Source organism: Faecalicatena faecalis, assembly GCF_012524165.2.
In the GTDB taxonomy this organism is placed as follows: domain Bacteria; phylum Bacillota; class Clostridia; order Lachnospirales; family Lachnospiraceae; genus Faecalicatena_A; species Faecalicatena_A faecalis.
The window spans coordinates 1-22,543 of record NZ_JABACJ020000018.1 but is presented as its reverse complement, the minus strand read 5'-3'; the positions used below and the strand labels follow the sequence as shown (position 1 = coordinate 22,543).

17 protein-coding genes and 1 CRISPR repeat array are annotated in these 22,543 nt (G+C 42.8%); of the genes, 15 read left to right on the top strand and 2 right to left on the bottom strand.

What is annotated here, in order from left to right; translation table 11 throughout:
* Nucleotides 1-22: 22 nt before the first annotated feature.
* Nucleotides 23-937 (bottom strand): deoxyribonuclease IV, encoded by a 915-nt coding sequence (locus HGO97_RS16480; protein ID WP_216243800.1) that lies wholly within the window; start codon nt 935-937, stop codon nt 23-25.
* Nucleotides 938-1,073: 136 nt separating this feature from the next.
* On the opposite strand from HGO97_RS16480, the gene argS reads away from it, so the two are divergent.
* The 13 genes from argS to HGO97_RS16415 all read left to right on the top strand — a co-directional run bounded on the left by argS (nt 1,074) and on the right by HGO97_RS16415 (nt 18,109).
* Nucleotides 1,074-2,840 (top strand): arginine--tRNA ligase, encoded by a 1,767-nt coding sequence (gene argS / locus HGO97_RS16475; RefSeq protein ID WP_216243798.1) that lies wholly within the window; start codon nt 1,074-1,076, stop codon nt 2,838-2,840.
* Between the two features lie 9 nt (nt 2,841-2,849).
* Nucleotides 2,850-4,022, top strand: a complete 1,173-nt coding sequence (locus tag HGO97_RS16470) for an alanyl-tRNA editing protein (protein ID WP_216243796.1) — start codon at nt 2,850-2,852, stop codon at nt 4,020-4,022.
* On the top strand, nt 4,015-4,947 hold the full coding sequence (locus tag HGO97_RS16465) for a CPBP family intramembrane glutamic endopeptidase (RefSeq protein WP_216243794.1): 933 nt from the start codon (nt 4,015-4,017) through the stop codon (nt 4,945-4,947). Before HGO97_RS16470 ends, HGO97_RS16465 begins: the two co-directional genes overlap by 8 nt.
* Nucleotides 4,948-5,720: 773 nt before the next feature.
* Nucleotides 5,721-5,888, top strand: coding sequence for a hypothetical protein (locus HGO97_RS16460; protein ID WP_216243792.1), 168 nt, complete (start codon nt 5,721-5,723; stop codon nt 5,886-5,888).
* A 20-nt stretch (nt 5,889-5,908) separates the two neighbouring features.
* Nucleotides 5,909-6,967, top strand: a complete 1,059-nt coding sequence (locus HGO97_RS16455) for an ATPase, T2SS/T4P/T4SS family (protein ID WP_216243790.1) — start codon at nt 5,909-5,911, stop codon at nt 6,965-6,967.
* A gap of 27 nt (nt 6,968-6,994) precedes the next feature.
* Nucleotides 6,995-8,500, top strand: coding sequence for a hypothetical protein (locus HGO97_RS16450; RefSeq protein ID WP_216243789.1), 1,506 nt, complete (start codon nt 6,995-6,997; stop codon nt 8,498-8,500).
* Between the two features lie 285 nt (nt 8,501-8,785).
* Nucleotides 8,786-8,953 carry a hypothetical protein gene (locus tag HGO97_RS16445; protein WP_216244044.1) on the top strand — a complete coding sequence of 56 codons (168 nt, stop codon included), beginning with the start codon at nt 8,786-8,788 and terminating at the stop codon, nt 8,951-8,953.
* 27 nt (nt 8,954-8,980) lie between these two features.
* On the top strand, nt 8,981-9,454 hold the full coding sequence (locus HGO97_RS16440; protein ID WP_216243788.1) for a hypothetical protein: 474 nt from the start codon (nt 8,981-8,983) through the stop codon (nt 9,452-9,454).
* A gap of 11 nt (nt 9,455-9,465) precedes the next feature.
* The gene (locus tag HGO97_RS16435; RefSeq protein WP_216243786.1) at nt 9,466-9,798 is read left to right on the top strand and encodes a hypothetical protein; all 333 of its coding nucleotides are present in this window, start codon (nt 9,466-9,468) and stop codon (nt 9,796-9,798) included.
* A 31-nt stretch (nt 9,799-9,829) separates the two neighbouring features.
* On the top strand, nt 9,830-10,507 hold the full coding sequence (locus tag HGO97_RS16430; RefSeq protein ID WP_216243783.1) for a hypothetical protein: 678 nt from the start codon (nt 9,830-9,832) through the stop codon (nt 10,505-10,507).
* Nucleotides 10,504-15,072, top strand: coding sequence for an InlB B-repeat-containing protein (locus HGO97_RS16425; RefSeq protein ID WP_216243781.1), 4,569 nt, complete (start codon nt 10,504-10,506; stop codon nt 15,070-15,072). Before HGO97_RS16430 ends, HGO97_RS16425 begins: the two co-directional genes overlap by 4 nt.
* A 463-nt stretch (nt 15,073-15,535) precedes the next feature.
* Nucleotides 15,536-16,711 (top strand): coiled-coil domain-containing protein, encoded by a 1,176-nt coding sequence (locus HGO97_RS16420; RefSeq protein WP_216243779.1) that lies wholly within the window; start codon nt 15,536-15,538, stop codon nt 16,709-16,711.
* A gap of 246 nt (nt 16,712-16,957) precedes the next feature.
* The gene (locus HGO97_RS16415; RefSeq protein WP_246597509.1) at nt 16,958-18,109 is read left to right on the top strand and encodes a C40 family peptidase; all 1,152 of its coding nucleotides are present in this window, start codon (nt 16,958-16,960) and stop codon (nt 18,107-18,109) included.
* 74 nt (nt 18,110-18,183) lie between these two features.
* Here the strand turns inward: HGO97_RS16415 and HGO97_RS16410 are convergent, their stop codons facing one another.
* Complete coding sequence (locus HGO97_RS16410) at nt 18,184-18,552, bottom strand: VOC family protein (RefSeq protein ID WP_216243777.1); 369 nt, start codon at nt 18,550-18,552, stop codon at nt 18,184-18,186.
* A gap of 428 nt (nt 18,553-18,980) precedes the next feature.
* On the opposite strand from HGO97_RS16410, the gene rpsB reads away from it, so the two are divergent.
* Both rpsB and tsf read left to right on the top strand, forming a co-directional pair.
* Nucleotides 18,981-19,736, top strand: a complete 756-nt coding sequence (rpsB, locus tag HGO97_RS16405; RefSeq protein ID WP_216243776.1) for a 30S ribosomal protein S2 — start codon at nt 18,981-18,983, stop codon at nt 19,734-19,736.
* A 151-nt stretch (nt 19,737-19,887) separates the two neighbouring features.
* Nucleotides 19,888-20,829: a translation elongation factor Ts gene (tsf, locus tag HGO97_RS16400; RefSeq protein ID WP_216243773.1), complete on the top strand. Its 942-nt coding sequence runs from the start codon at nt 19,888-19,890 to the stop codon at nt 20,827-20,829.
* Nucleotides 20,830-21,126: 297 nt separating this feature from the next.
* Nucleotides 21,127-22,226: direct repeats of the CRISPR family, unit length 33 nt; unit sequence GATGTCGCTTGCGCGTAGAGCGTGGATTGAAAT.
* Nucleotides 22,227-22,543 lie beyond the last annotated feature (317 nt).

The following is a 22,543-nucleotide window of genomic DNA, read 5'->3' as shown; positions in this document are numbered from 1 at the left end:
GAGGGCGGACAGATGTCAAGTATCAGTCCATGCTCTTTTCATTATCCTCAATAATCCTGGTAAGCAGATTTGAGTCAAATACTCCTTTGCGCAGCATTTCTATTTCATATTTATAAGGAGCATATGATTTTTTCTCCTTTGTTGGGGATGGCACATATGGCGTCTCCAATATTTTCGGTACATTTTCAAAATCTTTATGATGGACAATGGCATTCAGTGCATCAAAGCCAATTTCTCCAAAACCGATATTGGCATGACGGTCTTTGGAAGCACCGGGTACATTTTTGCTGTCATTGATATGAAATACAGCAATCTGGTCTTTACCGAGAATTCGGTCGAATTGAGCGATGACATCGTCAAATTGGTGGATAATATCATATCCGCTGTCACTGGTGTGGCACGTGTCAAAGCATACACGGAGCTTCTCGTTATAAGTGACGCCATCATAGATGCGCGCAAGCTCCTCAAAGGTACGTCCTACCTCTGAGCCTTTTCCTGCCATGGTTTCGAGCGCAATCACACAGTCTGTATCTTTGGTGAGTACCTCATTCAATCCTTTGATGATCTGTGCTGTGCCGATATCGGTTCCCTCTCCCACGTGGGCGCCAGGATGGAGAATCAGTACATGGCTTCTGCATGCAATCGTCCGTGTGATCTCCTTATCGAGAAATTCGACAGCCAATTCAAAGGTTTCCGGCTTGACGGCATTTCCAAGGTTAATAATATAAGGGGCATGTACGATGATCTCATCGATGCCGTGCTCTTTCATATAGTCCCATGCGGGAGCGATATTTAATTCACTGATATCCTTGCGTCGTGTGTTCTGTGGTGCCCCTGTGTAAAACATAAATGTATCTGCCCCATAAGAGACAGCTTCCTTTGCGGAACCAAGCAGCATTTCTTTGCCGCTCATTCCAACATGTGACCCTATTTTCATGGTAGATCCTGCCTTTCATTATCTTCTAAAAAGCCCGTAAATACGGGAAAACTTCTATGATTAATACTTGTACTTCCTGATTATACATGATAGAATATCGAAATGGAAGAAAAAAAGAACGGAGCGTGAGATAAAAGTGAATACATTGTTGGAACTCATTACTATAGAAATGAAAAATGCCTTTCAGGCAGCAGGTTACGACGAAGCATTTGCAAAGGTAACACTTTCTAACAGACCGGATTTGTGTGAATATCAGTGCAACGGCGCGATGGCGGCGGCCAAGACATATAAGAAGGCGCCGATCATGATCGCAAATGATGTCGTGGCAGGCTTGAAGGACTGTGCGTGCTTTGAGATGGCGGAGGCTGTGAATCCGGGATTCATTAACTTAAAGGTAGAGCCATCTTTTGCTGCTTCATATTTGAATGAAATGGCAGCGGACCCGGATCTGGGAGTAGAAAAGGAGGCAGAACCGAAGATGGTCATGATTGATTACGGCGGTCCGAATGTGGCAAAGCCGCTTCATGTGGGACATCTGCGTTCTGCAATCATTGGAGAGAGTCTCAAACGTATTTTTAGATTTAAAGGAAATCATGTGACTGGAGATATCCATCTGGGAGACTGGGGATATCAGATGGGACTGATCATCACAGAGTTAAAAAAGAGAAAGCCAGAGCTTCCTTATTTTGATGAGGCATTTGAGGGCGATTATCCAGAAGAGGCACCATTTACCATTAGTGAGCTGGAGGAAATCTATCCGACAGCCAGTGCCTATGCCAAGGAGCATAAAGAGTATCGTGAGGAAGCGCTTAAGGCGACCTTTATGCTTCAGAATGGACACCGTGGCTACCGCGCGATTTGGAATCATATTATGAATGTTTCTGTGACAGATCTAAAGAAGAACTATCACAATCTGAATGTTGATTTTGATCTGTGGAAAGGGGAGGCGGATGCTCAGAAGTATATCCCTGACATGGTGGAGAGACTGAAAAACGAAGGATATGCTCATTATGATGAAGGAGCCCTTGTGGTAGATGTCCAGGAAGAGGATGATAAAAAGGAAGTTCCTCCGTGTATGATTTTGAAATCGGATGGGGCGGCCCTATATGATACAACAGATTTAGCTACACTTGTAGAGCGTGAGGAATTATATAAGCCTGATGAGATCATCTATGTAGTTGATAAGCGTCAGGAGCTGCACTTTGTACAGGTCTTCCGCTGTGCAAAGAAGACTGGTATTGTGCGTCCAGATGTGAAGTTAGAGTTCCTGGGATTCGGTACCATGAATGGTAAGGATGGTAAGCCTTTCAAGACAAGAGAAGGCGGTGTGATGCGTCTGGAGAACCTAATCCGTGAGATTGATGAGGAGATGTATAAGAAGATCATGGATAACCGTACTGTGACCGAGGAGGAAGCGCTAAATACGGCTAAGATCGTCGGTCTGGCAGCAATCAAATACGGTGATTTATCCAATCAGGCATCTAAAGATTATGTGTTCGATGTGGATCGGTTTACTTCATTTGAGGGAAATACTGGACCTTATATCCTGTATACGATTGTACGTATCAAGTCGATTTTGAACAAATATCAGGAAAATGGTGGAAAACTTGTTGGACTTTCTGTCAAGAGTGCGGAAAATGACTGTGAGAAGGCGCTGATGTTAGAGGCAGCCAAGTTCAATGATGTAATCGATGCGGTATATGAGGAGACAGCTCCGCATAAATTGTGCGCTTATATTTATGACCTGGCGAATGCATTCAATAAGTTCTACCATGAGACCAAGATTTTGACAGAGGAAGAGGAAGTGCGTAAGGCAGGATACATTGCGCTTTTGAAGCTTGTAAAGGAAATTCTGGAGACATGTATCGATCTGCTTGGTTTTGAGGCACCTGAAAGGATGTAAAAAGGGAATATGACAGAGAAGTTATTTTATCAGGACAGTCATCAAAGGGAATTTACAGCCAATGTCCAGATGTGTCAGCCAAAAGGGGAAGCATATGAGGTGGTCCTTGACAGGACTGCCTTTTTTCCAGAGGGCGGCGGACAGTATGCAGATACCGGACTGCTTGGAGATGTGAGGGTGCTGGATGTCCATGAAAAAAATGGGCTGATTTATCATTTGACGGAAGCACCGATTGAGCCATGCACCGAGGTGACTGGTAAGATTGATTGGGAACTGCGTTTTATGAAGATGCAGCAGCATACAGGGGAACACATTGTTTCAGGACTGGTCCACGAAAGATTTGGTTATCATAACGTTGGGTTCCACCTGGGCAGCGAGGACTGCACAATGGACTTTAACGGAGAAATTACAAAAGAAGAATTAAAGGAGATTGAGTGGGCGGCCAATGAGGCTGTCTTTAAAAATCTTAAGGTTCAGGTCTCTTATCCTTCAAAAGAAGAGCTGGAAATGCTGGAATACCGCAGCAAGATAGAGATAGAAGGCCAGGTCAGGATCGTAACCATTCCTGGATATGATGTATGTGCCTGCTGTGCGCCACACGTGGAGTATACTGGAGAAATCGGGATGGTCAAGCTGACAAATGTACAGCGGTATAAGGGCGGAGTTCGAGTGACCATGCTCTGCGGATTCCGGGCTTTGAGAGACTATAGAGAGAAAGAACGCCATGTGAAAAATATATCGACCCTGTTGTGTGCAAAAGAAAATGAGGTGTCAAAAGCAGTAGAACATCTAAAGGAAGAACAAGTAAGATGGAAGGCAAAACTTTCGGAAAGCCAGAGGAAGCTGCTGGAATACAGGGCCAGAGAAATTCCGCAGGAGGAAGCGTTTACCTGTCTGTTTGAAAATGAATTGGAAGGGGACGGCCCGCGAATATTGATGAATCTTGTCCTGGCAGAAGGGAAAAAAGGATGTGCTGTTTTTCTGGAAACAGGCAGGGAAGAATATCGCTATGTGATTGGAAGTAAGTCTATGGACGTGCGGCCAATTGCGAAAGGATTAAATGAGATGTTTTCAGGACGGGGAGGCGGAAAACCAGAGATGGTCCAGGGCTCTCTGAAAGGGAATAAATATGATGTGAGGGAGTGGATACAGAAGAAAGTGAGGGAAACAACGAATGAATAAGAACCCGGGAGCAAAGCAGTTCTGGAGAGTATGCGGTCCGATTCTTTTGTATTGGCTGATTGAATTTGTGGCAAGTACATTTGCTGGATTTGTTGTCATGATTCCACATCTGGGCGGTTTCATGAAGAAACTGGCAGAGGCAGATGTGACTACTCAGGAACAGGCGACAGAATTGATGATGCAGCAATATGAAAATATGTTGAATCTGATCATGAAATATCAGGTCGAGATTCTAGCGATAGCAGCACTCTGTACGATACCGTTAACAGCCTATCTATTTCACGCTGACAGGAAACGTGAGCGTACTATGTCCATTCCTGTCAATAAAAAGGCAGAACCCTGGAGATATCTGGAGATTATCGGCCTGGGCGCAGCGGTCTGTATTGGCTTGAACTGCCTGGCTGTAATGAGCAATATTGCGTTTGCAAGCGTAGAATATGAGGAGACATCAGAGGTGTTCTATTCTGCCAGCCTGCCGGTGCAGTACTTGTGTCTGGGAATTATCATACCACTGACGGAAGAATTAATGTTCCGGGGAGTCTTGTTTCAAAGATACAGGGAACGAAGTAAATTCTTTTCGGCTGCATTATATTCGACCATTCTGTTTAGTTTGACTCACGGCAATATGGTACAGTTTTTATATACCTTTGTACTCGGGCTTTTGCTTGCTTACGTTTATGAAAAATTTGGCTCCTTCAAAGCCCCCCTTCTGCTTCATATTGTAGCAAATATGACGTCCCTGATTCTAACGAATACAGGTGGATTTGACTGGCTGCTTGGAAAGGCATCCAGGTTGGGAATCATGACTGTGGCATGTGCATTCATAGGTTCTGTGATGTTCGTGCTGATACAGAGAATTGATGAAAAGCCGGAACTGCCAGATATGCCGCATGAGAATCAAAATATGATGGATATGTTTAGATAACATGATAATAGTAAAATGTGATTTATACGAGATGGGCTGGTATCGTCAGAAGATACCGGCCCTGAATTATTTTATGGAATGTGATGGCAAAAGGCGGAGAACAAAATAGAAAAATGTGCTTGACTTTTGTCCGGGATAAGAGTAGTCTAATAGCACAGACAAGGTTGGGTCTGTATCGGGAATTTATCTTTTATATATCTATTAGGGATCTGGGAATCTTTATTTTTTTCCTTGTATGAGTTGTGATGTAATTTATTTCTATTAAAAAGCTGCAGTGTGTTTTTTTGTACCACGGATATACATAGCAAGCTATGCATATAATTGCGGGAATAGGGATAAAAAGTTAGAGCATATCTTTTTTTGGTCGACCGGTTTCGATGGGATAGTAACGGGTGGGATCAAATAGCAGTCATTCAAAATCTATGATGAGATGGAGTTTTATCGAGGCGTTTTATAATCTAGCAACAATTCTTTTTCGGAGCTTCTCCGAAGATATTCATATTTTTACAGATAGAAGTCTGTCCAGGTTTCCGGTTAGGAAATCAGGAGGACATCTTATAAGGTGCGCTGTTATTTTGGTAGAGCAGTATGTTATTTGGGGAAAGGCGGTGATGCGTATTGATTGTGCCGTTAAATAGGTAATTCATAAACGAGGACACCAGATGTTCTCCAAATAACAAGGGATTCCTGCATGTTATCTGAAAGCAGATAAACATTGCGGGAGAATAGGAACACGATAAAAGGTGAGTTTACAATTTTATAGGAGGATGTATATGAAAACATTTATGGAAGAGTATGGGATTATTGTTGTAGCAGCAATCGTGATTATGATTATTGTAGTGGCAGCAACGCCGCTTGGAAACAGTATTAAATTAGGCATCACCGAGGCAGTGGGCAAGTTGACCACTGCACTGGGAACGACCGCAGCTGTAGTCAGCTAACGGATGACGGGGGATGACAGGTGAAGGTTGCAAAGGATGCGTGGAATTTAAAGGAAGAAAGTTTTGGGCCTCTGCTTCGGTATGTAATGGATGATGAGATCACTGACATTAACTATAATGGGGCAGATGTCTGGGTAGAGCATTTAAAACGAGGCATTTATAAAGTACCGGTTCAATTATCAGAGGAGTTTGTGAATCAGTTCAGTATCAGAGTTTCCAATGTGGTCAGTGAACAGATTAATAAGTTCAATAATGTGCTGGAGGCAGAGACGGATGTATTGCGTATTTCTATTATTCATCCAAGTGCGACGAATACCGGATATGCGATATCCATTCGCAAGACTCCTGCAGTGATGAGACTGACAGAAGAAAGGATGCTTCGGGAGCAGTATTGTTCTAAGGAGGTGCTGGAGTTTTTGATCTCCTGCATGAGAGCCAGAATGAATATGGTCTTCTGCGGGCGCCCGGGTGCTGGAAAAACAGAATTATTAAAATTCTTGACACAGTATATTCCGAAAGAGGAAAAGGTCATGACGATAGAGGATAACCTGGAGATTCATTATCGGGAGATCAATCCAGGATCGAACTGCGTGGAGTTAAAGGTGGATGATGAGTTGTTCTCTTATACGAAGGCGATTAAGACAGCGTTGAGACAAAATCCGCAGTGGGTGCTGCTTTCGGAAGCTCGGTCAATGGAGGTGAAATACTTACTGGAGTGTTTTTCTACCGGACTTCATGGGCTGACTACTCTGCACACGGATGATACGAGGAAGATACCGGACAGAATCCAGAATATGATGCAGGACAGTTATGCAGCTTCCCGGCTGGAAAACGATATTTACAGTTTTTTGAACGTAGGAGTCCTTCTCAGGAAGAGGGTGACTGACAGGAGAGAAGTGGTCAGATATATCGACCAGATCTGTCTGTTCGACCGTGTAGATGAATCGAATATAATGCAGTTGATTGCAGAAGGCGGCAGGTTTGTTTCACAGGAGATACCAGCTAATCTTAAGAAGAAATTCAGGCTGGAGAATATAGGAAATCCTTTTGGAGGTATGAAACATAGGAACAGGGAGTAGGAATAATGGCGCTTTATGGAGGACGGAATGAATAGAGGTGGAAGAAAGAAAAAAGGAATCCGATACTTAGATCCCAGATGTGTAAAACAAGAGATTCATAAACTTGGTTACCATTTTTCCTTAAAGAAATATGTAGGTTACTTTCTGGGAATATCAGGAGGGATTGCAGCAATGGCATATGTGTTCAGGCTAAAGACACCGTGTATCATAATCGTATGTCTGGTAACAGCCTGCTTTGTCCCGGGCATCTTCCCCATGGAATACCGGAATATGTATGAGCAGAAAAGATTTGAGGATATCACAGCGTATATGGAGCAGATTCTATATTCTTTTAAAAGGCGTGCCAAGATATTAACAGCACTCGAGGATACACTTGTTCTGTTCAAGAAAGGGGAAAGCAGGCTGCATGATGCGATATTGGCTGCAGTGGAGTATATCCGCAGCGCTGATGCAAATGTACATTTATACAGAGAAGCATTTGCCTTTATTGAGCAGGAATATGGTTGTGCCAGGCTGTACAAGATACATGATTTTTTGATTGAAGCGGAGGAAGTGGGCGGTGATTTCAATGCCTCTGCAGATATCCTGCTTCATGACAGGAAATTATGGATTGACAGAGTGTACGAGCTGCAAAGGGAAAAGAAGAACGTCAAGGTGAAGATTACGATTGGAATCGGTTTATCATTTTTAATCTGTGGAATGACAGTATTCATGCTTCCTAAGGAATTTTCCATTACTGAGAATGTGATATCCCAGATCGTCACAACATTGACAATTCTGTTGAATCTGCTGATTTGGTATGCTGCCCAGAGAAAACTTTCTAAAAGTCTGATTCTGGGCGAGGAGGGCATGGAATATGAAGAGGTGAGAAGGCAGTATGAATATGTTATGCATGGGGAATTAGATAGGGACAGACGGAAAGGTATGTATGCAGTGGTGATTTTGATGCCATTCATCCTATTTTTCTGCCTGAAAGGAAATATGGGAGCAGCAGGTCTTATCTTAATCTTTGCTGTTTTGATTGGAACTCAGCCGGCACGCAGATATAAGGTATCGATGAAGCATCTGACGAGAGCTGTGGAAAAGGCATTTCCACAATGGCTCCTTAGTATGTCTCTGAAACTTCAGACGGATAATGTGCATGTATCCTTGGCCAAATCTGTGGAGGGTGCACCGGAGATTCTGAAAGAAGAATTAGGCGGACTTTTGGAGGCAGTGGAAAGGGAACCGGATTCTGTACAGCCATATCTTAGTTTTATGAATCCGGTACGACTACCGGATGTTACATCGGCGATGAAGGTCTTATACTCTATGGCAGAGTTCGGTGCGGCCGATATCGGGGGACAGATTAGTCCGTTGGTAGAAAGGAATGCGGCCATGACCGATAAAGCAGAGAGGCTCAGGGCAGAAGATGAGATTGCTGGAGTGAGCTTCCTAATTCTGCTTCCCATGATTACAGGTGTAATAAAGATGCTGGCAGATCTGGCATTGGTTGTCGTTTATATCTTATCGGCAGTTAATAATGTGGCTTAAGAGGAGGGAGATACGTGAAAGAATTTATTGAGGAATATGGAGGGATTATTGCTATTTCACTGACCGGCTATGCAGTAATGTCAGGCTTATGGGAGATTCTGCGTCTGATGTGCGAGACGAGAATGTAAAGCTTCTGATAGTGCAAGAGGCAGTAACAAAAGTTCAGGAAAACAGCAGTAAAAGGATAGGATGTCTGGGGCTGGGGGCATAGATAGTAATAGGGGTGTTCCCGGAGCCGGATACAGATAAAAGAGGAATAGATGATATGGGATACAAGGATGGGAAGTGGTACTTATAAAGGAATTTATAGAAGAATATGGCGGTATTATTTTGGCCTGTTTTATGGGGCTGTTATTCCTGGGAATCATGACAGAGATGTTGGATGGGAATGGCGGTTTATATCAGCTGGCAAAGATTTTTGCAGAAAGTATAGGTTCCATGTGCAGTGGATAAAAAGAAGAAGGAAGGGAGGCAAAGGGTTTGAAGGTTATGCTAGGTGAGTATGGGAAGGTGATTCTTTTGGCTGTCATCCTCTGTGGCATGGTACTGTTCTTGTTCGGAAGATCAGACCATGGTTTCCTTGGACTCCTCGCCCAGGCAAAGCCTGTGGAACAGGTCGGACATGAGGATGCCTTTGAGACAGCAGAAGCGATCGCATCAAGGAAAGTTCCAGATCTGTCTGTTCGCACAGAGAAGCTAAAAAGGGGGACACAGTATAATCTGCTGGATACGGGGAGATTTCAAATCAGAGCAGAAAATGCGGATGGAGAAAAGGTTTCCCTTTCTATTGTTAAAATTATAAATCCGGCTGGAAAAGATATCACATCTGCAACTGACGCTAAGTGTTTCCTTCCGAATCAAAAAGGAACATATCAGGTCATATACAGGGCAGAGGAAACGTATCTTGGCAGTTTGAAGGCCAGGGAAAAGACATACCGTTTTATTGTGGACTAAAAGGAGGAAGGATGAAAGGCGCGGTTGAGACGATGATCGGAATGATTATGATTGCCTTTATGGCAGTGCTTAGTACGGCATATATAACAGCATCTTTAAATACGCAGAAGGCACAGAATTATCATTCCGCTGTGATGGCAGAAGTGGAGGCAGGAGATTTCTCAGAGGCGGTCATTCAAAGCTGCAAAGAGAAGGCAGTAGATAATGGATATACCAGCTTGGCGATTGAACCCTTGATCAGCTCAGAAAGCGGAAAGTATGCCAAAATAACATTGAATTATAATTACACCATTCCTATCCTGGATCTGTTCCTGGAGCATGAAATTGTAGGCTATGCGAGATAGCCTGTCAAGAACAGGAAGGAGAAGGGAATATATGAAAAATGCTGTCATTGGCTTTTTTATGGTAATCATCCTGATATTTTCGGGAGTTGCCATTCAAACGTCAGAGAACAGGACGGCCCGGCAGAACGAACTGGATAATAGTCTGGGGGCAGCGATGGAGCAGTCAATGAAAATACTGACAGTTAATCCGGTCTATCATATAGAAAAGGAGAATGGTACAAAAGAATTTACGGCAGATTTTATCCAGGGCTTTTTAATGAAGATGTCCAGTGACTCGAAATACACGATAGATATCCTGGACGTTGATGTAGAAAAGGGTCTTTTAGATGTCAGGGTGTCAGAGAGATACAAACAGGTCATCGGATATGGCAGTGTGTCTTCACATAAGACGGTGATACTGGAAGACCAAAAAGAAGAGGAGGATGTTTTTTATCCAGTTTCTTTTCTTGCTCAGAGTAAGGAACATGTAGACAGTGAGGAACAGGAATATGTGCTGAAACAAGTAAGTGTGCACGGAGGAGATCATCTGACAGCAGCAGTACTTCCAAGAGCGGAATTGAAGAAAGAAGGGTATGTTTTCTGTGGCTGGAGGATGGTAGAACCGGTCAATGGAATGGGCGTTCTATATGGAATAGAGAATATCAATACAATTTGTGTCAGAGAGGAAATAAAATTCCAGGCAGTATATAAGCAGGAGGAACGGCTATGAAAAAGAAGTTCAAGAGCTTTTGTATCTTTACAGCAGCAGTGATACTTTTCACCGTGTGTTTTCCTGTGAATGTGAAAGCCCAGGAAAATAGTATCCATAATATGGAAGACAGAGAAGTGAAAAGGCCTTCTGATGAAGACGACGGGGAAAGACGCCTGTGGTGCTCCGAGCAGTTTCAGGAGATGGTGAATGGCTTGCTGGAGCGGGAGGATTTGAAAGAAATCCTGGAGACAACAGACGAGGAAACGCGGGCAGCTTTTCTGGATGGACTGTCAGAAGCGGAATTGTATCAGATGATAATTCTATATAGGTACAGTATAGTAGAGGAAGCAGCACGAGGAGGGCAGATATCTCAAGATAAGGACTCACTTGATAAGAAAAAAGGAAAAAAGAGAGAAATAGATGAGAACCTTGCCTTTTACCTGGAACTGATAAAAAGATTGCATGCTATACAGAAAAACAAGAATATAGAGGGACAGCAGGAACATTGTGAACAGGCAGATGGAGAAGATGGAAAAATAAAGGAAAAAGAAATAGAAGGAGAAAATCAGACAGAGCAAAATGCAGAAGAGAATGCAGCGGAAAATGAAGCGACAAGTAATGTGTATGGAGAAAACAGTCAGCCCGACCATGAACTTGCAGGAAGCAGTCCGTCCGACGATAAGGATTCTAAGAGCGAGGCCTCTGGAAATGAGAAGATGGGGAGCGGGCAGGAAGATACAGAAGGGGAAACACCCAGAGATGAATATAAAGGAAGGGAGGAAACAAAATGGAAACAGACAGAAGGCAGTGATTCTGAAAATGAATATGCCAAGATGCAGCAGGCAGAAGATGGACAGAAGGAAGACTCATGGAAAGAAAATGCGTTCCATATATTCAAGAAGGTTATATTAAATCCAAAGCAGGAGGAGCTCAAAGAGATATCTGGAGTAGAAATTGCGGATATATTGGATTTTGATGATTTTATAGAATCTCGGAATCGGAATTCTGCCTATGATTTGACGGAACTGGTAAGGTTGTTAGAAGAACTGGATCATGCAGAAGAGACCAAAGTGCAACAGGTATTCGATGAGACATTATGTTTTCTATATGCTATTTATGGTATAGACAAGAACAATGCTGAGGATGAAGCAGATGAGACTGCTGTTGTCAAGTCCATGCGTGGAAATGTCATACCGGTTTTAGGTGCTGCAGCAGGGGCAGGGGTAACCTACCGTGCCTCTTGTCAGACAACAGGATGGCAGGCGTGGAACAGTAATGGTGGATCAGTGGGGACGGCTGGAAGCCAAAAACGTATGGAAGCACTGCAGATTAAGATAACAGGAGATGCCAATTTAGGGATTACCTATGAGTCCCATGTCCAATCCAAAGGATGGATGGGCTGGGTAAGTAATGGAGCTACTACTGGCACGACTGGACAGTCACTTCGGATGGAAGCATTGAGGATGAAGCTGATAGGGCAAAATGCTGGAAGTTACGATTTATATTACAGAGCTTACTGTGAATCCTATGGATGGCTCGGATGGGCGAAGAATGGGCAGTCAGCCGGGACAGTGAACATATCCAAACGTATAGAAGCGCTGCAGATTGTAGTGACAGGAAAAGGGGCGGCAGCTCCTGGCGCTGTCGGAGGGGCGTTAAAGACCAATGCGGTCGCGCGAGTCGGCAGCAAATATTATACGACTTTTAACAGTGCTTTCGACGGTATGCCAAACGGCGGGACTCTCTATGTGATTCGTAATTGTGAGGCTACACATATTGTTACGACAAAATCCTATTCCCTTTATCCAGAAGAACAGAATGTTAAAGTTTCATTCCGGGAGACACATATGGAACCTGCTGGCATTATCTGTACGCCGGAGGGGAAGACAGCCACATGGACGCTGGGAGGAAATGAAGGATTCACGCTGACAATGGATGCCTGCCGTAAGGGTGGCTCTGGAGTTTTAAGTACCTATGGAGGTACTGTGAATCTGAAAAATGGAGTCAGACTCATCAATGCTTGGGGCAATGGCGTTTGGAATGCGTACGGAACGACAAATGTCTATGATGGGGCATGGATCACAGGAAACGGCTCTAATGGAATTGCTACGATGGGAAATATTAATATATATGGTGGCAAAATTTATGGAAATAACTATGATGGCGTGCGGGCCGAGAAGACAATACGCCTTTCTGGAGGAGAAATATACAATAATCGGAAAAGTGGTGTTCATGTCGGAGAAGGAGACTCTACCTTTATTATGACAGGAGGCACGATTCATGATAATGAATCTGGGGTAGAGAATATTGATGGAAAAGCGAATATCCAAATAAATGCCGGGAATATTTATAGTAACAAATTGGATGGAATCAATATCAAAGGACGCCAAATGACAATCAGCGGTTCCGTTATAATTCATAATAATGGAAGTGCAGGGGTTGTAGTGAATGGCGGTACCGTTTCGGTTACAGGCGGTAAGATCTACAGTAATTCAGCAGGTGGGATCGTCAATAAAAGTACTTTAAATGTCAGTGGAGGTGAAATCTATTCCAATGCAGCAACGAATGGAGGAGGAATCTTAAATAGTGGGATTTTCACGAAATCAGGAGGCAGTGTCACAGGAAATCGTGCGTCAAATGCCGGCGGAGGAATCTGCATCCTGCCAGGAGGTAAGCTGAATTTAAGTGGTGGAACATTAAAAAACAATACAGCCAAGACAGGAAAGGGTATCTACCATAACGGAATCGCTATGAATATGAGTGGAAATGGGATGGTAAGTGCGGAAAATGACGTGTTTCTATGTGCTGGAAAGTTTATTTCTGTTACAGGAAGGCTGAACGCACAGTGTGCCGCGATGCTGACGCTAAATACGTATGGGAACGGCAGAAAAACAGCGGAAAACCTGTGTGACAATAAAATGGGAAGTGCCTGCTATCAAAAATTCGGTCTGACTCCAAACGGTGGTTACTGCCTGCGGCCGGGAGACTACCAGATATCACAGTCAAAAGCGGCGGATAAGGATGTGGTGCTCAGTACAAAATATCCGATTCAATTCCAGAAGAATTATGATGGGAATGTACAAAGTATGCCGTCCAATAGTGAGAAATATTGGTATGAAGCAATACGTCTGGCAACTGCTGTACCGTCAGCCCCTTATTTGAAATTTCGTGGGTGGTCTGAAAATGTGGATGTGGAGAAAGGAGAATATCAACCGGGAAGTGAACTCAATGCTTCTATTAATAGAAAGGTTACTTTGTATGCAGTTTGGGCAACAAAAGTCAAGGTGAACTATATTGGAAACCGAAATGTTCCAGGAGAAGAACGGTCAGAATATGTGACTTTGAAAAACTGTATGGCCAATAATGGTTATACAATCCGTAAGAATTCAGAATTTACTAAATATGTAGGGAAAGACGCTGTATTTGCGGGATGGAACACCAAACCGGACGAATCTGCAAAATCAGTCAGGTTTCCTGATACACAGTCATGCAGACTTAGCTTTGAACAGCTTCTTGCGTTGGCAGCAGAGCAGCAGGGAAAGGATTATTCGAGTGAGGCTCTGGTACAGGGAGTGAATCTGTATGCTTCCTGGGATGCATTTCCGGTCATCACATCGAATCGCGAACTAGAATTTTATGAGGGAACAGAGGTTACAAAGGAAATGCTGCTTCAAAATATGGAGGCGCACGATCAGGAGGACGGCATACTTACACAGGATATCGAAATACGGCAGATAGAATATGCAGATGGAAGAATTGTGGATGGAGAAAAGAAGAAGGGGATTATAGAACAGTGGAAAGGTGATATGCCTGATGATTACCATCTGGATACGTGGTTTATGCAAATGGCAGAAGAGGATTCTCCTGTAGTGCACAAAATCACCTATCATGTTACAGACAGCTTTGGAAATGAGACCTCCTATATAAGGAACGTGAGCGTGAAATACAATGAGTTTCCAGTTATCCAGGCAGAAGACAGATATTTTACATTAGAGGAAGCAAAAAATGGGACAATCACTGCAAAGAAGCTTTTGACGGATGCTGTGAAGGAGGAACGGATAAAGGTTTCGGACCGGGAGGATGATGAATTATATCCGGGGAAGCTACAGGAAAAAATAGAACTGTTGGATTTTCAGGAAGAGGATTTTCAATCATTTGAAGAGTCAGGATACCTTGTAATCACCTATGCGGTAAAAGACAGCATGGGGCCAGATGGAGAAGGAAAGGAAACCTTCAGTCAGTGCGCAATACATGTAGTCGAGGACGGTGAGGTCGTAGAGCCAGAAGATCCGAGGTATGTCAGATTCATCAATCAGACTTATTATGAAAAGAATCAAGGTGGCCGAGATGATCAAAGTGGCGGCCTGCATTCTAATTCACGCTGGTATCAGGATCCGGAATATAAAGCGGTGATTGAAGCATCACTTCTTGGGGAAAAAGATCCAGAGGAGACGTGGATATTCAGTCGTGAGGATGTAGAGAATGTAAAAAAATACATAAAAGAGCATGGAATAGGTAATAGTCAGCAGGAAAATGCAATTTCAGACTTCCTTGTCAGATTCAGCGAAATGAGGATATCTTAAATAAGTGTGGATTTCGAAAACAAATATATAGCATCAAGCAATATGTTACGAGAATTGTGTAAATGTAGATACCAGAAATACCTGCCGGCTTAAAGCGGCAGGATATAACAGAGCGTAAAAAAGCCCCAATCACCTGCAATAGTAGGTGGTTGGGGCTTTTCTTTTGCAGAATCAACTGTTATAATAGGAAAAGATCAAGGATTCCAAGCTCTTGTAAAACAGCCCGAAACGAGAATTATATAAGCAGAAAAGGCCAAAATGTTACATAAATATTTACAAAAATGTTAAAAACATGTTGCAAAAAGTGAGGAGTTCTTTTATAATGATAAAGTATAATGCAAAGAGTAGAATGTCCGTATATAATTCGAGCTATTTTGTAATATCTTCTTAAAATAGGAAGATTATGGGGAAAAAGCGTTTTATAGAAGGACTTATCATAAATACATAGGGAATAGGTGGTAAAATGAAATTCAGAAAAGTACATAGTATGTTAATCGCGGCTATTTTGACATGTTCATTAGCAGTAACTCCAGTTTTTGCAGCACCAGCAAGCAACAATCAGGCTTCACTTCAGGAGAAAAAAGCGGCGGCACAGAATGAGGCGAATTCCTTACAGTCCCAGCTTAATACCTTGATGGGAAAGATGAATGAGCTTGAAGGACAGATGGTCACGAAAGGTCAGGAGATTTCAAAGGCAAAAGAGGATCTCGTAGCTGCTGAGGAGAAGGAAGCACAGCAATACGAGGACATGAAGCTCCGCATTAAGTATATGTACGAAGAAGGAGATGGATCTGCACTAGAGAGAATTCTTGCCTCAGGCACGATTGCAGAGGTACTCAGCCAGGCAGAATATGTACAGAAGATTCATTCTTATGATAGAAGCATGCTGCAGGAATATGCAGAGACAGTAGAGGAAGTAGAAACACTAAAGTCCAATCTGGAAAATGACATGACAAAGCTTGAGAATCTGGAAGGCGAATACAAGTCACAGTCAGATGAGCTTTCAACGATGCTCAGCAGCAAGCAGGCAGAGGTAGAGAATCTGGATGTCATGATTCAGGAAGCAGCAAAGGCTGCATTGGAAGAGCAGAAGAAAAAGGAAGCGGCAGAAGCAGAGAAAAAGAAGAAGGAACAGGCAGCAAGCGCAGGGCAGAATAACAATAGCGGTTCTACTAATAATGGTGGTAATACAAACACTACGACACCTGACCAGCAGCAAACACCAGATAATTCACCGAACACAGATGTTCCAGAGAATAACAATAATCCAGAACCGGCACCGGCACCAGCACCAGCTCCAGAGCCGAATTATAATGCTTCCACAGGGAATGCAGTCGTGGACCGAGCAAATAGCTGGGTAGGTAGGGCAGAGTATTCATGGGGAGCATGTGCACCAGGATCATTCGATTGTTCGGGATTTGTCAGCTATTGTCTGACAGGAAGCTATTCTCGTCTTGGAACGACATTTACATTCTTAGCATGGCCACAGGTAAGTGATCCACAGCCAGGAGATGTGTGTGTGAACGCATCCCACTGCGGTATTTACATAGGCGGAGGACAGATGATTCATGCAGCAGATTACGGTATTGGTGTTATCGTCGGACCAGTACAAGGCGGTATGATTTATGTTCGTTACTAAGAGAATATAAAACATAATATTAGGTGAAATAAAAGGGATTTCCTGATGCTATTCAGGGAATCCTTTTTTGTCCGGCAGTTTTCGACGGACAAATTATAGAGAAAAAAATTCTGGCATAATATGCAATATGGAAATTAATGTTAATATATTTTTTATGAAATCCTGTTGAAAAATGCGGTAGAATATTGTATAGTAAGTCATATATGTGGGGACATAGATAATAATATAATAAGGATGGGTGAATTTATGAAATTTAAAAGAGTACGTAACATGCTTTTAGCTACAGCTCTGACATGTTCAATGATGGCTGTACCTGTTTTTGCTGCGCCAGCGAATACGTCAAGCTTGGAATCACAGAAGAAGGCTGCACAAAATGAAGTGAACAGCCTGCAGTCCCAATTATCAGAATTGATGTCCAAGATGACAGATCTGCAGAACCAGTTGATTACAAAAGGTGAAGAGATTACCAAGGCTGAGAAGCAGCTAAAGGAAGCAGAAGAGAAAGAGCAGCAGCAATACGAGGATATGAAGCTTCGTATTAAGTATATGTACGAAGAGGGCGACGGTTCAGCAGTTGAGAGAATTTTAAGTTCCGGTAGTATTGCGGAGATGTTGAATCAGGCTGAATATGCGCAGAAGGTACATAGTTACGACCGTCAGATGCTAGATGAATATGTTGAGACAGTGACAGAAGTAAAAGAACTGAAAGAATCTCTCGAGGAAGATATGAACAAACTCGAGGATATGCAGACAGAATATGAAGCACAGCAGACTGAATTGAATACAACAATTGAAAGTAAGAGTGCAGAGGTTGCTAATCTTGATGCACAGATTCAGGAAGCTGCAAGAAAGGCCGCAGAAGAGCAGGCAGCAAGGGAAAAAGCTGTTCAGGAAGCCGCAAAAAAAGCAGAGGCACAGCAGCAGGAGAATAACAATACACCAAGTGGTAATAATGGCGGAGGAGCAGAAACACCAGCTCCAGCACCGAATACCCCAGACACTCCAGATACACCAGAAGCACCGCCAGCCCCAGAGGAGCCTAGCGGTGGTGGAAGCAGTTCAGGTAATGTAAGCGCGGCACAGACAATTGTAAGTGCGGCTTGGTCACAGATCGGGGTGCCATATGTATGGGGTGGTACAACACCGTATGTGGGGCTTGATTGTTCAGGATTGACACAGTGGTGTCACGCACAGGCAGGAATCTATATTGGAAGAGTTGATTCACAGCAGCTTGCTGGTGGAATGCAGGTAAGCGATCCACAGCCGGGGGACATTGCATGGACACCTGGGCATGTAGCGATTTACATAGGTAATGGACAGATGATCGAGGCACAGCAGCCAGGAACTACAATCTGTGTTAGTTCGGTACGTGCATCCGCATTTGTAAGATATTGGTAAGAGTTAAAAGAAAGAATATCATATGTTGATTATAAAAATCCCGTGTTTCCACGGGATTTTTTGTGTCATATTTTCTATTTTGATGGAACGATTTCAAGCCAGTAGCCGTCGGGGTCTTCGATAAAGTAAATCCCCATTGCAGGATTTTCAAAGCAGACGCACCCCATTTTCTTATGTTTTTCCAGGGCAGCATTAAAATCATCTACATGGAATGCAAGATGGATTTCATTGTCTCCAAGTTCATAGTGGCGTTTCATATCACGAATCCAGGTGAGCTCCAAGAGGTGAGGAGTTGTGCCATCTCCGAGATACACCAGAGTAAAACTGCCATCATCAGCGTCTTTTGTTTCTGTAATTTCTAATCCAAGAGCTTCTTTATAGAAAGCCAGGGATTTTTCCAGGTCAAAGACATTCAGATTGTTATGTGCAAATGTAAATTTCATGCGTTTACCTCCATATGATATATTTTACCATGCTATTTATCATATCTTGTCTGGAAAAAGTTTTACCGGGCAAGAAGTATGATATGTTAAGAATAACATATGAAGGTATTGCAGACAAGACATATAAAAGATATCGGGAAATAACGAAGGCGTGAAGTCGTATAATTGAAGTGAATAATTGAACTATTACATCAGTAGTACAATAACAGTGATTTAATCAAGAGGAACATCTTAATATCTACAAGATACAACATAAAAAGCCTTGCATTCCAGTATTTTCTATGATATACTACAACCGTTGCAAAAAAACACGTATGCGGATATCTTTGACGGTGCCTAAGTCTGTTAAGGAAGTCAGTTATGAACAGGCCGGTCTCAAGGAAGAGTAAAAGCATGCGGAAGTTAAAAACCAAACGGAGGAAAGAAACATGAGCGTTATTTCAATGAAACAACTTTTAGAAGCAGGTGTTCACTTTGGACATCAGACAAGAAGATGGAACCCTAAAATGGCTCCATACATCTACACAGAGAGAAATGGTATCTACATCATCGACTTACAGAAGTCTGTAGGAATGGTTGACGATGCTTACCAGGCTGTAGCAGACATCGCTGCTAACGGCGGAACAATCCTGTTCGTAGGAACAAAGAAACAGGCACAGGATGCAATCAAGACAGAAGCAGAGCGTTGTGGAATGTTCTATGTTAACGAGAGATGGCTTGGCGGTATGCTGACCAACTTCAAGACAATCCAGAGCAGAGTACAGCGTTTAAAAGATATTGAGAGAATGTCCGAAGACGGAACATTCGATGTACTTCCTAAGAAAGAAGTAATTGAACTGAAGAAAGAATGGGCTAAATTAGAGAAGAACCTGGGTGGAATCAAAGAAATGAAGAGAATCCCGGATGCAATCTTCATCGTAGATCCTAAGAAAGAAAGAATCTGTGTTCAGGAAGCTCACACGCTGGGAATTCCGTTGATCGGTATCTGTGATACAAACTGTGATCCGGAAGAACTGGATTATGTAATCCCAGGTAATGATGATGCTATCAGAGCCGTTAAATTAATCGTTTCCAAGATGGCTGACGCAGTAATCGAAGCTAATCAGGGAGCAGCAGGCGAAGAAGTATATTATGAAGAAGCTGCAGAAGAAGCAGTAGCTGAAGAGACTGTAGAAGCAGAGTAATTACGGACTTGAGATGCTTCAGCCTGTGGATCACAGGTTGAAGCATTTTTATCTTATAAAAGTTCCTCGGACCTATTGATAAGATAAAAGCCCCCAGGGGTGAAGATCAGTTTAAAAACGTAATAAATAACGAATAATGGAGGAAAGAATCATGGCAATCACAGCAGGAATGGTAAAAGAATTAAGAGAAATGACAGGCGCAGGAATGATGGACTGCAAGAAAGCTCTGACAGAGACAAACGGAGACATGGATGCAGCAATCGAATTCCTGAGAAAGAACGGACAGGCTAAAGCTGAAAAGAAAGCTGGAAGAATTGCAGCAGAAGGTATCGTTAAGACAGTTGTGAAAGATGACAAAGTTGCAGCAATCGTAGAAGTGAACTCTGAGACAGACTTCGTTGCTAAGAACGCTGATTTCCAGGCATTCGTAGAAGCAGTTGCGAACCAGGCAGCAGATTCTGATGCAGCAGATATGGACGCTTTTATGGCTGAGACATGGGCAGCAGATACAACTAAGACTGTAAAAGATGCATTAGTAGAAAAAGTTGCAGTTATCGGAGAGAACCTGAACATCAGAAGATTTGAGAAGGTCGTAACAGACGGATGCGTAGTATCTTACATCCACGGCGGCGGACGTATCGGTGTCCTTGTAGAAGCTGATACAGACGTTGTAAACGAAGACATCAAGACATGCTTAAAGAACGTAGCAATGCAGGTAGCAGCTATGTATCCGAAGTATGTATCCCGTGAAGAAGTGTCTGAGGAATACATGAATCACGAGAAAGAGATCCTGTTAGCTCAGGCTAAGAAAGAAAATGAAGAGAGCAATAAGCCAAAACCGGACAACATCATCGAGAAGATGATCATCGGACGTCTGAACAAAGAACTGAAAGAAGTATGTCTGTTAGACCAGACATATGTACAGGACAGCGATCTTACAGTTGCTAAGTATGTAGAGAAAGTAGCAAAAGAAAACAATGCTAACGTAACAGTTAAGAGATTCGTTCGTTTCGAGACAGGTGAAGGTCTTGAGAAAAAGCAGGAAGATTTTGCTGCAGAAGTTGCTGCACAGATGGCAACTAATTTGAACTGATTTATGAATTTATACTCCCCGGAAGTACCTTTTTAGCAGGTGTTCCGGGGATTTTTATGTGTAAAAGAGATAAGTAATTTTAATAATAACGAGATCGATGGAGAATATATAATCAGGTGCGAATGTGAAGTGAACAGAGATTTACTGGGAGATTCGCACCTGAAAATAGTAAGAAAATATTGAAATCAGGTGAATAAGTTAAAGTAATTTTGAATTTAGGTTGAATTTAAAGAAGAAAAGAGATAAAATTTAGGAGAATAGTACAAAAGTGAAGGAGAAAAGCTGTGCATATTTGCTGATGTCGCTTGCGCGTAGAGCGTGGATTGAAATAGCCCCCAGTAAGGCCTTGCTCCACCCATTATCGATGTCGCTTGCGCGTAGAGCGTGGATTGAAATTAACCAATCCAATGGCTCTCCACAAATCTGACAGGATGTCGCTTGCGCGTAGAGCGTGGATTGAAATTCTAATTTCTTAGCAATATCAACCAAGAGCATTCCGATGTCGCTTGCGCGTAGAGCGTGGATTGAAATAGCTTGCATACATCATGCAGCAGCGCCACCACTGCGATGTCGCTTGCGCGTAGAGCGTGGATTGAAATATCCAGACATAGAAGATACTTATGAGAATAACGGATGTCGCTTGCGCGTAGAGCGTGGATTGAAATCTATTATTAATGGGATAAAAGCTCTTCCATCCAGATGTCGCTTGCGCGTAGAGCGTGGATTGAAATTCTAACTCTGGGTTCTGAAAACATGCGCCCTTTAGATGTCGCTTGCGCGTAGAGCGTGGATTGAAATATCCAGCGATTGCGGAAATATGACTTTGCGGAACGGATGTCGCTTGCGCGTAGAGCGTGGATTGAAATAGATGAACTGATAGGATTGAAAGATTCAATATCGATGTCGCTTGCGCGTAGAGCGTGGATTGAAATGATTTCAGAGACTGGTGATATTGATGGGGCAGAGATGTCGCTTGCGCGTAGAGCGTGGATTGAAATTGATGAGTATATAAAACAGGTCTGTGATTGGATTGATGTCGCTTGCGCGTAGAGCGTGGATTGAAATTACCATATACTCTAAAGAGGTGTACCTACAGTAGGATGTCGCTTGCGCGTAGAGCGTGGATTGAAATCATCCTGTGGAATTTAATTAAATCTACATCGGAGATGTCGCTTGCGCGTAGAGCGTGGATTGAAATATCAACTGGGGAACGATATACAGGCCACCGCAGGGATGTCGCTTGCGCGTAGAGCGTGGATTGAAATTTTCATGGACAGCATGTCAAGGAAGATAAAATCGATGTCGCTTGCGCGTAGAGCGTGGATTGAAATCCGTACCGGAAAATCCGATAATGATTCCATGATGATGTCGCTTGCGCGTAGAGTGTGGATTGAAATTGTAATTTCGGTGGTCTGTTTACAAAGAGGTTCCGATGTCGCTTACGCATAGCGCATAAATTGAACTGCAAAAAGGATACAGTGTGATATGTCAGAAAGCAAAGTTATTCGCATCTAAAGCCTTAGGAAGAATCAATAATAGCACCAGTAAAAAGAAAAAATTATAAAAGAGGATTACGACAAAGAAGCGTAGTCCTTTTTTATTTGAATAAAAAATATGATATATCACTAAATAAGTAAAATAAATCGAAATAGAAAAGCAAATTTGTGAAAAATGAATAATGAAATAAAAATATTAGACAGATAATTTATCTATA

Coding starts and splice junctions, on each gene's coding strand:
- HGO97_RS16480 (WP_216243800.1), bottom strand. CDS start 937: ATGAAAATAGGGTCACATGTTGGAATGAGCGGCAAAGAAATGCTGCTT.
- HGO97_RS16470 (WP_216243796.1), top strand. CDS start 2,850: ATGACAGAGAAGTTATTTTATCAGGACAGTCATCAAAGGGAATTTACA.
- HGO97_RS16465 (WP_216243794.1), top strand. CDS start 4,015: ATGAATAAGAACCCGGGAGCAAAGCAGTTCTGGAGAGTATGCGGTCCG.
- HGO97_RS16460 (WP_216243792.1), top strand. CDS start 5,721: ATGAAAACATTTATGGAAGAGTATGGGATTATTGTTGTAGCAGCAATC.
- HGO97_RS16450 (WP_216243789.1), top strand. CDS start 6,995: ATGAATAGAGGTGGAAGAAAGAAAAAAGGAATCCGATACTTAGATCCC.
- HGO97_RS16435 (WP_216243786.1), top strand. CDS start 9,466: ATGAAAGGCGCGGTTGAGACGATGATCGGAATGATTATGATTGCCTTT.
- HGO97_RS16430 (WP_216243783.1), top strand. CDS start 9,830: ATGAAAAATGCTGTCATTGGCTTTTTTATGGTAATCATCCTGATATTT.
- HGO97_RS16425 (WP_216243781.1), top strand. CDS start 10,504: ATGAAAAAGAAGTTCAAGAGCTTTTGTATCTTTACAGCAGCAGTGATA.
- HGO97_RS16420 (WP_216243779.1), top strand. CDS start 15,536: ATGAAATTCAGAAAAGTACATAGTATGTTAATCGCGGCTATTTTGACA.
- HGO97_RS16415 (WP_246597509.1), top strand. CDS start 16,958: ATGAAATTTAAAAGAGTACGTAACATGCTTTTAGCTACAGCTCTGACA.
- HGO97_RS16410 (WP_216243777.1), bottom strand. CDS start 18,552: ATGAAATTTACATTTGCACATAACAATCTGAATGTCTTTGACCTGGAA.
- rpsB (WP_216243776.1), top strand. CDS start 18,981: ATGAGCGTTATTTCAATGAAACAACTTTTAGAAGCAGGTGTTCACTTT.
- tsf (WP_216243773.1), top strand. CDS start 19,888: ATGGCAATCACAGCAGGAATGGTAAAAGAATTAAGAGAAATGACAGGC.